The organism is Aquidulcibacter sp., assembly GCF_020253525.1.
Lineage (GTDB): Bacteria > Pseudomonadota > Alphaproteobacteria > Caulobacterales > Aquidulcibacteraceae > Aquidulcibacter.
Map to the genome: position 1 here is coordinate 1 of NZ_JADCBK010000024.1, position 12,482 is coordinate 12,482.

10 protein-coding genes are annotated in these 12,482 nt (G+C 56.2%); 3 read left to right on the plus strand and 7 right to left on the minus strand.

Annotation, left to right across the window (positions count from 1 at the left end; genetic code table 11):
- Positions 1-289 (plus strand): LexA family transcriptional regulator (locus tag IOB61_RS03115; protein WP_290812020.1); only part of this gene is annotated, 289 nt, incomplete at its 5' end.
- A 307-nt stretch (positions 290-596) separates the two neighbouring features.
- Here the strand turns inward: IOB61_RS03115 and dnaE are convergent.
- The 7 genes from dnaE to mce all read right to left on the minus strand — a co-directional run bounded on the left by dnaE (position 597) and on the right by mce (position 10,174).
- Positions 597-4,199, minus strand: coding sequence for a DNA polymerase III subunit alpha (gene dnaE / locus IOB61_RS03120; RefSeq protein ID WP_290812022.1), 3,603 nt, complete (start codon positions 4,197-4,199; stop codon positions 597-599).
- Positions 4,200-4,486: 287 nt separating this feature from the next.
- Positions 4,487-5,167, minus strand: coding sequence for an ABC transporter ATP-binding protein (locus IOB61_RS03125; RefSeq protein WP_290812023.1), 681 nt, complete (start codon positions 5,165-5,167; stop codon positions 4,487-4,489).
- Positions 5,160-6,437: a lipoprotein-releasing ABC transporter permease subunit gene (locus IOB61_RS03130; protein WP_290812026.1), complete on the minus strand. Its 1,278-nt coding sequence runs from the start codon at positions 6,435-6,437 to the stop codon at positions 5,160-5,162. Before IOB61_RS03130 ends, IOB61_RS03125 begins: the two co-directional genes overlap by 8 nt.
- Entirely contained in the window at positions 6,434-7,783 is a 1,350-nt protein-coding gene (gene proS / locus IOB61_RS03135; protein ID WP_290812028.1) for a proline--tRNA ligase, read from the minus strand. Before proS ends, IOB61_RS03130 begins: the two co-directional genes overlap by 4 nt.
- Positions 7,784-8,326: 543 nt before the next feature.
- Entirely contained in the window at positions 8,327-9,121 is a 795-nt protein-coding gene (locus IOB61_RS03140; protein ID WP_290812030.1) for a hypothetical protein, read from the minus strand.
- A gap of 363 nt (positions 9,122-9,484) precedes the next feature.
- Positions 9,485-9,748, minus strand: a complete 264-nt coding sequence (locus tag IOB61_RS03145; RefSeq protein ID WP_085340687.1) for a DUF1467 family protein — start codon at positions 9,746-9,748, stop codon at positions 9,485-9,487.
- The gene (gene mce / locus IOB61_RS03150; protein ID WP_290812033.1) at positions 9,749-10,174 is read right to left on the minus strand and encodes a methylmalonyl-CoA epimerase; all 426 of its coding nucleotides are present in this window, start codon (positions 10,172-10,174) and stop codon (positions 9,749-9,751) included.
- A 158-nt stretch (positions 10,175-10,332) separates the two neighbouring features.
- On the opposite strand from mce, the gene IOB61_RS03155 reads away from it, so the two are divergent.
- Positions 10,333-11,673 (plus strand): amidohydrolase, encoded by a 1,341-nt coding sequence (locus tag IOB61_RS03155; protein ID WP_290812036.1) that lies wholly within the window; start codon positions 10,333-10,335, stop codon positions 11,671-11,673.
- A 274-nt stretch (positions 11,674-11,947) separates the two neighbouring features.
- Complete coding sequence (locus tag IOB61_RS16785) at positions 11,948-12,349, plus strand: type II toxin-antitoxin system PemK/MazF family toxin (protein ID WP_367272797.1); 402 nt, start codon at positions 11,948-11,950, stop codon at positions 12,347-12,349.
- The last annotated feature ends 133 nt before the right edge of the window (positions 12,350-12,482 follow it).

Sequence of the window (12,482 nt, forward strand, 5' to 3'; positions counted from 1 at the left end):
CCAATTGGACCCTGCCCTGCACTTTGCCTTGGAAGTTAAAGGCGATTCCATGATTGACGCGGGCATTTTGGAGGGCGATTTCGTTATCATCCGCCGCACCGATGACGCCCAATCCGGCGATATTGTGGTTGCCCTTGTCGATGATGAAGAAGCCACGTTGAAGCGCCTGCGCCGCCGTGGGCAATCCATCGCGCTAGAAGCCGCCAACCCCCGCTATGAAACCCGCATTTTCGGGCCAGATCGCGTCAAGGTTCAAGGCGTGCTGGCGGGGCTGTATCGGCGCTACTAGGGCCAGCTTGGCTGAAACTAGGGTGCCATTGTGATGGGAATGCACGGGCGTGTCTGTGCACCCATGGCATCTTTTTGCCTAAGAACGCCTTTGCCAAAGGCCCGGCCTAGGCAAAGACAAGTGTCGGGCGGCCTCGAGGCAAGCAAAGTGTGACCTGAAGGCGTTCCAAGTCATGCCCATAAAAGCCGCATCCCCCGTGTCGCGTTCCCTTGGAGCGCTCCCTTGGAGCGCGCAACAAAAGTTGCGCATGTTCCCGCCTCGTCAGGCGCTGCCCTTGCTGCGCGATCCTTGGCTCAGAGCCGTCCCCCTAAAACTCCGCCACCAAATCCACGCCAGACGCGCTCTTCAAGGCCCGCCTTGCTGCGACGTCGATGGGGAAGCGGCCGGGGGCTTGGATTTCGACTTCGCGGCCATCGGCCAATTCAACCACGACGCGTAATTCACCAAAGCTGGAGGAAGTGGCGCCGCGCAAGGTCTCGGTCACGCGGGCAAGTTCTTCGATGGGTGCGCCGCGAGCAAGGAAGACTTTAATGCCAGCACAACCCGACATGTCAGTCTGGTCTAGCAATTCAATCTTTTCTGCCGACAGCTTCAAATCACCATCGCGCAGGCGCGCTTTGGCCCGGAAACTCACCGATGTGCCGGGCTCGAGATAGTCGCGCGCTTCATTGAGGGTCTCGGGCATGATCATGACTTCAAACTCACCCGTCGGATCACTCAATGTCACCCACGCAAATTTACCGCCATCCCGCGCCGGCCGCTCTTTGCGGGCCCGGACCACGCCCGCCATGCGGAAGATCGCATCAGACCCCTGCATTTTGGACTGAATCTCTGAGAAAAAGACTGTCTGGCGGCGGCGCAGCGCTTCAATCAAATCATCAAGCGGGTGGCCCGATAGGAAGAGGCCGAGGGCGGCAAACTCATTATCCAAACGCTCTTGCGCCGACCAGGGTTTGACGCTGGGCAAAGGGGCCCGCGGCGGCGGTGCCGCATCGCCAAAGAGGCTGGTCTGCGCACTTTGCCGGTCTGAAGCTGCCGCATTGGCATGGGCGACCAATTGATCAGATGAGGCAAATACCAAAGCGCGATTGGGCTCAATCGAGTCAAAAGCCCCGGCCTTGGCTAAAGTCTCCCACGTGCGGCGACCCAGAACGCGCGGGTCCACCCGTTCCGCCAAATCATGCAAGGACTTAAACTTCCCGCCTGCTTGGCGGATTTCTACCACTTGCGCCATCGCCGCGACGCCCACAGACTTGATGCCGCCTAAAGCATAGCGAATGGCATTATCTTGGACGGTAAAGTCCGCCTCGGAATAATTAAGATCGGGCGACAACACTTTGATCTTCATGCTTTTTGCCTCTTGCATGAAGGCACCCAGTTTATCGGTATCATCAATATCAAGCGACATGGATGCGGCCATGAACTCAACCGGATGATTGGCCTTGAGATAGGCGGTTTGATAGGCGATAACCGCATAGGCGGCGGCGTGGGACTTGTTGAAGCCATAGCCCGCAAATTCGCTCACCAATTCAAAGATGCGGTCAGCAAGCTCGCCATCCACGCCGCGTTCGGTCGCCCCGCTGACAAAGCGGTCTTTTTGTTTGGCCATTTCTTCGGGCTTCTTTTTACCCATGGCGCGACGCAAAAGATCGGCTTCCCCTAAAGAATAGCCCGACAGGATCTGGGCGATTTGCATCACCTGTTCCTGATAAATGATGACGCCTTGGGTTTCTTTGAGGACCGAAACCAAGCTTTCATGCAGATAATCGGCTTCTTTGCGACCAAATTTCACGTCGCAATAGGTCTCAATATTCTTCATCGGGCCGGGGCGATAAAGCGAGATCAAGGCGATGATGTCATCAAGCGTATCGGCGCGCATTTTGCGCAACGTGTCGCGCATGCCTTGGCTTTCCAACTGAAACACGCCCATGGTCTTGCCAGAGGCCAAAAGCTCGTAGGTTTTGGGATCATCAAACGGCAAGGTGTCGAGATCAACCACGATGCCGCGTGCCTTCAAAAAGTCTAAGGCGCGCTGAATCACGGTGAGGGTTTTAAGGCCCAAGAAGTCGAACTTTACAAGGCCTGCAGGCTCCACCCACTTCATGTTAAATTGGGTGGCAGGCAGACTGGAACGGGGGTCCTTATAAAGCGGCACCAGCTCATGCAGGGGCCGATCGCCAATCACCACACCCGCAGCATGCGTAGAAGCGTTGCGGTAGAGGCCCTCAAGCTCGATCGCGGCATCAAGAAGCGTGCGCACATCGGCATCGCGCGACCGCTCTTCTTGCAAGCGCGGCTCATCCTTAATGGCTTGGGCCAAAGTCACCGGTGCAGCGGGATTATTCGGCACCATTTTGGCCAGCCGGTCGACTTGGCCGTAGGACATATCCAAGACGCGGCCCACATCGCGCAGGGCCGCGCGCGCCTGCAAGGTGCCGAAGGTGATGATTTGGGCAACCCGATCTGCGCCATATTTCTTCTGCACATACTCAATAACTTGATCGCGCTTTTCCTGACAGAAATCGATATCGAAGTCAGGCATGGAGACGCGTTCTGGGTTCAAGAAGCGCTCAAACAAGAGGCCGAAAGCGAGGGGATCAAGGTCGGTAATGGTCAGCGAATAAGCAACCAGAGAGCCAGCGCCCGAGCCCCGTCCGGGGCCGACTGGGATATTGTTTTCCTTAGACCATTTGATGAAATCGGCAACGATCAGGAAGTAGCCCGCAAACCCCATGCGGTTAATCACATTGATTTCGTGTTCTAGCCGCTGCTCATAAATTTCGCGGGCCACAACAGGCGGGCGCTTTAACAGGCGCGCTTCCAAGCCTTGGCGCGCTTGGGTGGCCAATTCTTCGGGCTCATCGCGCCCTTCGGCAGTCGTAAAGCGCGGCAGGATAGGCGCGCGCATCAGGGGGCGGATGGCACAACGCCGGGCAATATCCACACTATTGGCCAAAGCCTCAGGCAGGTCGGCAAATAAAGCGACCATATCGGCTTCGCTTCTGAAATAATGATTGGGCGAGACACGCTCTCGCTTGTCATCGGCCACACGCGTAGCCTGACCAATACACATCAGGATATCTTGCGCGCGATGCCGCTCAGGGCTGTCAAAGCGCACATCATTGGTGGCCACCAGTGGCAAATGGGCTTGATAGGCCAGATCAATCAGAAGCGGCTCAACCAGGGCTTCATCGGCTAAGCCGTGGCGCTGCAGCTCGACATAAAGGCGATTGGGAAAGGCCTTGGCCAAGTGCCGCACCAAGATATCGGCCTCGGACTTCAGATTGGCCGCAAGGGCGCGGTTCAACAGCCCTTCCCGCCCCCCGGTAAGGCAGATCACACCTTCTCTATGCTCCAGCACGTGGTTTAGGCCGACATGGGGCAGGCTGCCTGCTGGTGCCTCAAGGAAGGAGAGGCTGGAAAGCGCCATCAGATTGGCCCAGCCCTTTTCATTTTGGGCAATCAGCGCCAAACTACCATCAGGTCCTGCTGCTGCGCCGGGCTTTTGACTTAAGAAGGAAACAGGCAGGGTTAAGCCCATGATGGGCTGAATGCCTTTTTCGGCCAAGGCTTCTGAAAATTCGAGCGCACCAAACAGGTTTGGGTCTGAGATGCCGACAGCGACACATCCTGCCTTCGCAGCATAGCCCGCGAGCTTCTTGACCGTCATCGCGCCATCCAGCAGCGAATAAGCCGACCGCACCCGCAAATGCACAAAACCGGGGCCTGCCAGAGCGGGCCTTACCGCATGCCGGAAACCACTTGGCCCAGAGCCAACAAATTCGGCACCAACAGGTTCAACTCCACCGGGACCAGAACCAACAGGCTCTGAACCAACTGTCCCAGCGACATCACCCGCGCCCTGACCATGGCCAGAGAAGTCGCCGCTAGAGAAAGTATCATCCGCCATAGGGCCACCTGAATCCGTCGACTGAATCACCACCAGAAAGGGGCTTAGTCTGACAGGACTCTGAGGCCTCTGTCAGCCCTCGCCGACAGAAATCTTAAAGCCATCCTCAGCCGATGACAGCGCCCCAACCCCAAGCCATGAGGGTGAAAGCGAGAATTGCTGCGAAAGCGGCTGCGTCTTGAAGTTGGGCCATGTTCCACCTCGTTTGTTCTGCCTTCGTTCTATTCTTGTTTTGTTCTCATGGCAAGAGGTTTTTTGCAGAAATATGGAACATCGAGAAAGGCGCTTTAGTCCTGTACGAGGCGGCCGCCCTCTATGCGGAACACGCGGTCCATTTGCCGGGCTAAATCAAGATTATGGGTGGCAACCAGAGCGGAAGTCCCCTCCTCCCGCGTGGCTTTGCGGAAGGTATCAAACACAAAGCTGGAGGTGGCAGGATCCAGATTGCCAGTGGGCTCATCGGCGATCAAAAGGGCCGGTTGATTGGCAAGGGCGCGCGCGATGGCAACGCGCTGTTGCTCGCCGCCCGAGAGTTGGCCGGGCTGGTGCAGTTTCCGGTCAGCCAGCCCCATCATGTCGAGAAGTTGCTCTGCCCGTGTGCGCGCTTCGGCTTGGCCAACGCCTGCTATCCATTGTGGCAGGGCGACATTATCAACCGCGCTAAACTCGGGCAGCAAATGGTGGAATTGATAGACAAAGCCCAGCGCGGTGCGGCGCAGCGCAGTGCGCGCGGCGTCAGGCAGTTTTGTGGCATCAATGCCTGCAAGCTCGACCGTCCCGCCTTGGGCGGCTTCTAACAGGCCAGCGGCATGGAGCAGCGAGGACTTGCCCGAGCCTGAAGGGCCAATCAGGGCGACGATTTCGCCGGGCATAATGGTGAGGTTGACGCCCTTGAGAACTTCAAGCTCGCCCGCGCGGGTCTGATAGACGCGGCGTAAATCGGTGAGGCGCAGAACCGGGCTACTCATAGCGAAGCGCCTCCACCGGATCGAGCTTAGAGGCGCGCCACGAGGGCGGCAGCGTGGCGACAATGCTGGCAATGGCCGCAAACACGGCCGTTGTAATCACCTCATGCCATTCCACTTTGGCGGGGATTTGGCTTAAGAAATAAATATCGGCATTGAAGACGGGGCCAAACACAAACTCCACGACTTTTTGGATGGTGCCAATATTGAGGCAGAATAAGGTGCCGCCAATGGCCCCGGCTAGGGTGGCAAGAATGCCCACACTGGCCCCCGACATCATGAATACCCGCATGATCGAAGCACGCGAGGCCCCCATGGTGCGCAGAATGGCGATATCGCGACCCTTGTTCTTGACCAGCATAACAAGGCCAGAAATGATATTCATCGCGGCAATGGCAACGATCAGCATCAGGATTAAGCGCATCACATTCCGCTCAATCTGCAGGGCAGAGACAAGGCTTTCCGATTGCTGACGCCAGTCGGTCACAAAGCGGTTTTGGCTGAATTTCGCAACTTCCTGCGTCAGAAGATCCGCCTTGTCTGGGTCCTCAATCCGCAACTCAATCGTGTCCCAAGAGGTTTCTTTCGAGAAAAAGAGCTGGGCTTGTTCGATCGGCATATAGATGAAGGTGGCATCATATTCGCTCATGCCGATGTCGAATATGGCCGAGACGGTGTAATCCTTCACCCGCGGCGTGGTGCCAAAGGGGGTAGAGGCCCCTTGTGGCGAAATCAATTGCACCGAATCCCCCGGCAAGACGCCCAAGGCTTCGGCCAGGCGAGATCCCATGGCGATCTCGTCGCCGCCATAGTCACCCTTGCCCCAACTGTTGAGATTGCCGCCGACCAGATTGCCCGAAACAATTTTGAGCTTGGCGAGGTCAGACGCTGCAAGGCCCGTGACCATCGCCCCGCGCGCTAAGGTGCCGCCTTGGCCAACAGCCATGACTTGGCCATCGATTTTGGGCATGACATCCACCACACCGGGCAGCGTTTTGGCTTTGGCGACAATGGCGCGCGCTTCTGGGATCGGCATATTGCGCACGTCAATAAAAACATGGCCATTGACCCCTAAAATGCGGCCCAATAATTCTGCCCGAAAGCCATTCATCACGCTCATCACGATGATGAGCACAGCCACGGCCAGAAAAATGCCGATAAAACTGATGAGCGAGATCAAAGCGACCCCGCCATCTTCACGCCGAGCCCGCAGATAACGTGCGGCTAGCGTGCGCTCCCACATGCCAAATGGCCCCGCGCTGCCAGCTTTCATGCCGATGCCTTAGCGGTCAAACGCGCAAGTGCGCTTTCCAAAGATATTTCTTCTTTGGTGCCGGTCTTGCGATCCTTCACCTCAACCACGCCATTGGCCAGGCCCTTGGGCCCAACGATCAATTGGGTGGGCACGCCAATCAGATCCATGGTGGCAAATTTCGCCCCAGGGCGATCTTGGCTGTCGTCATAAAGTGGGTCTAGGCCCGCCTTCAACAGGGCCTGATAGGCTTGCTCGCAGGCCGTATCAACCGCTTCATCGCCGGGGCGTAGGCTGATCACACCCACATCAAACGGGGCCACCGCATCAGGCCAGATAATGCCATTGTCATCATGGCTGGCCTCAATAATGGCACCAACCAGACGCGACACACCAATGCCGTAAGAACCCATTTGCACCAAAACGTCTTTGCCGTCCGGGCCAGAGACTTTGGCATTCATCGGCGCAGAATATTTGGTGCCAAAGAAGAAGATATGGCCCACTTCAATGCCGCGGCCAGTGCGGCGGCGGTCTGCCGGCACTTCGCTTTCAAAGCGGGCCTCGTCATGGATTTCATCGGTTGCGGCATAAGCCCTCACAATCCGCGACACGGTTTCAGCGCGCTTGGCGCGGGCCGCGTCGTTATTGTCAAAGCTGATGTCCATGCCGGCCCAATCGGTCTCGTCATAAATGGCATCGTAAAACACGCCACTTTCGCCCGTGGGGGCCAGCACCAGAAACTCATGGCTCAAATCCCCGCCAATTGGCCCGGTATCAGCGCGCATCGGCACAGCCTGCAGGCCCAAGCGCTGGAACGTCTTCAGATAGGCCAAGAACATCTTATTATAGGCATCGCGCGCGCCTGCTTCATCCAGATCAAAGCTATAGGCATCTTTCATCAAGAATTCACGGCCTCGCATCACGCCAAAGCGCGGGCGCACTTCATCGCGGAACTTCCATTGGATATTATAGAGGTTCAGCGGCAATTCCTTATAGGACCGCACATGGTTGCGGAAAATATCGGTCACAACTTCTTCAGCTGTCGGTCCAAACAGAAGGTCGCGCTCATGGCGATCGGTGATGCGCAGCATTTCAGCGCCATAAGCATCATAGCGGCCGCTTTCGCGCCACAGATCGGCCCCTTGCATGGTTGGCATCAAGACTTCTAGCGCGCCAGAGCGGTTTTGCTCTTCACGCACAATGGCCTCGATCTTTTGCAAGACCTTCAAGCCCAAAGGCAGCCAGGAATAAATGCCGGCGGAATGTTGCTTGATCATGCCGGTGCGCAGCATCAGCTTGTGCGACACGATTTCGGCATTGGCTGGGGTTTCTTTTGTAACAGGCAGGAAATAGCGCGACATGCGCATGGCGATCACCTTCTCTTGGACGCTCTGCCATAGTCTGTGCCGCGCGCGGAGGCAATTAGCCAGCGCTGCGGGTGGTGGGTGGCGGGTGGTGAACGTTTCCCTCTGGACCTATTTTGGTGACAACTTTGTTGCACCAAAATAGATGATCAAGGATGCGCGCGACATCTGGGTCGTCCAGTGTCCGTTTTCTTTGAAAACGGATCGCGTCGCGACGCCGCAAAGCTGCGCACTTGACTGCCCAGAGATCGCACAAACAACTTCGTAAGCGGTTTGGTGGACCAGAGGGATCACTAGAGCGCATTTGTCCGCGAATGCCCACTCAGCAGCTAACTTGGAATGGTTCAAGGCCGCACTTCGCTTGCCTTGAAGCCACCCGACAATTGTTTCTGCGCAAGCTGGGGCGTCAAGGGGTGAAATCGGCTTCGCCGACGCGCGAAGCGCGCCTCTTGACACCCCATCTTGCGCGCTCAAACTCGAAGTAGGTCTTGGCCAAGGCACAGCCTGCGGCAAAGGCCTTCTAAGAATAGAAGCTTGTGAGCCGCCCTACACCCCCTGCAACTCCAAAACATAGTCCGGCATAGCCAGTTCAGCCTCGCGGACGAGCGCGGAATGGGCGATTGCTGTGGGGGTATTGAGGATGGCCTTATTGGCTTGGAGAGCAAGCCACGCGCCACCACCGCAGGCCGCCGCTTTCCCCACTTGACCTAAAATCTCCATCGGGGTGCGTTGGCAGGGGCACGGCAAGAAATCGGTGGCCCATCGATAGAGGTACGTCAGGGACCACCAAATGGCTGAACCAAGGAAGATGATGGCTAGAAACCCCAGAAGCAGCATGCCAATGATCGCAGCACTTGACGCATGGGTTTGCCAGATCGGCTTGATTTTGCGTGTTTCACGCGCCCCATCCATATCGACCCGCTGGACCTTTAAGCGATAGTCGCCGGGCGGAATGTTTAGGATTTGAGTATCCCTTTCCGCCACTTCTTTAGGGTCTTGGGTGCCTGGGTCATCTATGCCGAGGTCCTTGATCACATATTCCGCGCCACAGACCACCAAGGTGCCACTGGGGCAGGTAAAGCGGATGAAGTCGGACTGCTCGATGACTCTCTCTTGGACATAGGGCTCAAGAATGGGCGCTTCATTGACATAGACATGAACGACATACGTGCCATCGCCACCGGTCTCATCCTGCCAAGCGCGGCCATCGCCTGCCAATTCCGCGATCAAATCTACTCTGTCCCCACCATACTTGTGGTCAAAATCATCCGGCAAAATCGACGGATCATAGGCGCAAATGGCCGCCCCATCGGTACCAATTTCCAAAATATGCTTGCTCATAAAAGGTTAGCCCAAATCCTAGAATTTGGAACCGATATAGCCTCAACGGGTAAATATGGGCTTTCAACCGGCGCATGCTAAACGAGACATGCGACCCCCCAAATGAAAAAAGGCCGCGCTTGAACGAGTCAGGCGCGGCGCAAAGGTTCTGGGAGGAAACGCCATCAGGCATTTACGAGGGGGCGACAGGCCCGTCTCGCAAGTGCACAATCGCCTTTCCGCCTCGCAGGTGCAACAAAGGGGCTGCCCAATTGCCAAAAAAACATGCCATTGCCCATGATGCGGCTAAATGTGGGGCAAACCCTGCTCTCTTTTTGGGCTCGAAGGCGAAATTGACTGGATTTTAAGGACGATAAGGCCCCCTCACCCCATCAAACGGCCGAGCGGATGCTCCAAAGAGACCCATCCAGACATCAAAAGCAGGGCGAAAGCTGTCCACACGATGGACGTGATTGCCGTCGTCCACACGAGCTTCTGCTTAATGTTGGCAATAACGGGGGCACCGGGGTCTGTGCCCGCAACCACTTCCCCGCTTTCTTCCTGGCTGCGCACGCCAATCGGCAAGACACAAAAGAGGATGACCCACCACATGGTGAGGAAGATTGCGATCCCCGTAAACCAATCCATCTAGTGGGCCCCTTTCGGCGTTTCCATTAATTCGATCAGAACGCCATTAGAATTTTTTGGGTGCACGAAGATAATCAAAGTGCCGTGAGCCCCGATGCGAGGCTCGCCCAGAATCGTGGCCCCTTTGGCCTTCATCGCGTCGCAGGCGGCGTAAATCTCGGGAACTTCAAAGCACACATGATGCTGGCCACCATTGGGGTTCTTTTCAAGGAACTTATGGATGGGGGAGGCCTCACCCAAAGGCTCAATCAATTCCAGCTGGCTATTGGGAATATCGACAAAGGCCACTTTCACGCCCTGTTCGAGCATATCGCGCATGGGCGTGATATCGGCATCGGTGACCCCATAAAGCGCCTTATAATTTTCTAAGGCAGCAGCGATAGACGGAACGGCAATGCCGACGTGATTGAGACGACCCAGTTTCATGATGCGCTTCCTGTGCAAGTGGCCCGCTTCCATCATGGCTTTAGGCGACTACGTCAATCTTAGCCGACAGGTAGGCTTCACTTTTGAATAGACAAGTGCATCAGCGGCCCGTAGCTTCACGAAACTGTGATTGATGGACTGCACTTGGAGCGATGTTTATGACACGAACAACCACTTTAGCCACGATAGCCGCCCTGATGATCTTGGGCGCTGCCGCACCCAAACCATCTGCGCCCGTGCAGAACCTTAAGGTGTCGGAGTTAAGCGCCAGTGTGGCTGCTGATTATTCAAGCTCTCTCAAAGCCTTGTGGGAAGACTTGCACGCCAATCCAGAGCTTTCCTTCCGCGAGACCCGCACCGCAGGCGTGGTCGCGCGCGAGCTTCGCGCCATTGGCGGTATTGAGATCACCGAGAAAGTCGGCGGCACCGGAATTGTCGGTGTGATCCGTAATGGTGCTGGCCCAACCATCATGCTGCGCGCCGATATGGACGGCCTGCCCATCCTTGAACGCAATGGCCTTCCTTATGAATCCAAAGTGCGCCAAATCGATGCTGACGGGGTTGAAATGCCTGTTATGCATGCCTGTGGCCATGATGTTCACGTTGCCGCTTTGATCGGGGCAGCACGGCAACTCATGGCGCGCAAAAGCCAATGGCGTGGCACGATTGTGCTGGTCTTCCAACCCGCTGAAGAGCGTTTGGGTGGGGCCTTGGCCATGCTGCAAGATGGCCTCTATACCCGTTTCCCAAAGCCAGACATCGCGCTGGGGCTCCATATTGCCAGCGGCCTTGAGCGCGGCAAATTCAAAGTGGAAAACCGGGTCGCCAATTCCAGTTCTGACGGCGTCAATATTATCGTGCGCGGGGTCGGCGGCCATGGCGCCTCGCCCCAACAGACGGTTGATCCAATTGTTGTGGCCTCGAACCTTGTGATGGCCTTGCAGACTTTGGTAAGCCGCAATATCTCGCCCCTAGAGCCTGGCATTGTGACGGTGGGCGTGGTGCATGCTGGCTCAAAGCGCAACATCATCCCGGAAGAAGCGCGCTTGGAACTGACCGTGCGGGCCGATACGCCTGAAGTGCGGGCAAAACTGCTTGATGGGATCAAGCGGATTTCAGATGGGGTGGCCCGCACCTATGGCGTGCCGGAAGACCGTATGCCCATCGTAACCAATCTGGCAGAAAAAGCCCCACCTAATCTGAATGATCCAGACACGGCCACCAAGCTGCGCAACAGTTTGGAAGCAGCTTTTGGCCCTGACCGTATGTCCAAAATTCCCCGCACCGGCATGGGGGCAGAAGACTTTGCCTATTATGGCGCGCCGGAATGGGGCGGGATCAAAAGCGTGTTCTTCAATGTGGGCGGCAGCATCACCGATGACATGAGCCAAGCCCCACCCCATCACTCCCCCTTGTTCCGGATTGAGCCCGAAGCCTCGGTCAAGTCGAGTGTGGAAGGCTATGTCGTGGCCGCCATGACATTCTTGGGCACACCTTAGAATTTCAGGTCTTCGGGGACAAAAATGTGGAAGACTTGAATGCATAGCTTTGCTTGCATTCAAGTCCCCGTCAATTTTGATATTGCCCTTGGGCTTGGGACCCAAAGTTCGCTTTTCAACTCACCCAGGACGCAAGCATTTGGATTAATCGCCCGGCACAGTTCCGAGTAGCATTCCAGTCAACCAGACTCTTAAATATCTAGAGTTATCTTTAAATCTATGATTGAATTTTGAACGGCACTGCGGCATAGTGTAGGGTGAATGGAGCCTATTCTTGCCCCTTGCCTCTCATCCAGCGCCAGGAACCGTTCTAAGGGTTGACCTATCCGAGGGCTTTCGGCCACCGGAAATGGTAAAGAGGCGGCCAGCAATCGTATTGAGTCCACCTATTCGAAATCGGCAGATGCTTTGCACGATCGTACCGCTGAGCACATCGCCGCCGCGTCCCGTCTTGGCGCATCATTTGCAGATCGGCTTTGAACCATTACTTCCTGCCCCATACAATTCACCTGTTATGTGGCTAAAAGGCGACGTGGTCCTAACGGTTGCCTTTCATCGATTGCGTCTTTTGTTTTCAGGTTGGGATAATGGGCAACGCATCTATGACGTACGCGTTTTAGACGCGGAGACATTTGAAAAAGTCCGCAGCTGCGTCAGATCTGGCCTTGGCATCTAAGTTGACTTTTAGCATAAACAATTGTAACAATCTTAGGTCGTCAGATGCACCGACACCGTTGCGCTGACAATTAAGTCCAACTTCGGTTGGCCGCTTTGGGTGGAGATCGCAAACCGTCCAGAGTGTCTGCAAA

Coding starts and splice junctions, on each gene's coding strand:
- dnaE (WP_290812022.1), bottom strand. CDS start 4,199: ATGGCGGATGATACTTTCTCTAGCGGCGACTTCTCTGGCCATGGTCAG.
- IOB61_RS03125 (WP_290812023.1), bottom strand. CDS start 5,167: ATGAGTAGCCCGGTTCTGCGCCTCACCGATTTACGCCGCGTCTATCAG.
- IOB61_RS03130 (WP_290812026.1), bottom strand. CDS start 6,437: ATGAAAGCTGGCAGCGCGGGGCCATTTGGCATGTGGGAGCGCACGCTA.
- proS (WP_290812028.1), bottom strand. CDS start 7,783: ATGCGCATGTCGCGCTATTTCCTGCCTGTTACAAAAGAAACCCCAGCC.
- IOB61_RS03140 (WP_290812030.1), bottom strand. CDS start 9,121: ATGAGCAAGCATATTTTGGAAATTGGTACCGATGGGGCGGCCATTTGC.
- IOB61_RS03145 (WP_085340687.1), bottom strand. CDS start 9,748: ATGGATTGGTTTACGGGGATCGCAATCTTCCTCACCATGTGGTGGGTC.
- mce (WP_290812033.1), bottom strand. CDS start 10,174: ATGAAACTGGGTCGTCTCAATCACGTCGGCATTGCCGTTCCGTCTATC.
- IOB61_RS03155 (WP_290812036.1), top strand. CDS start 10,333: ATGACACGAACAACCACTTTAGCCACGATAGCCGCCCTGATGATCTTG.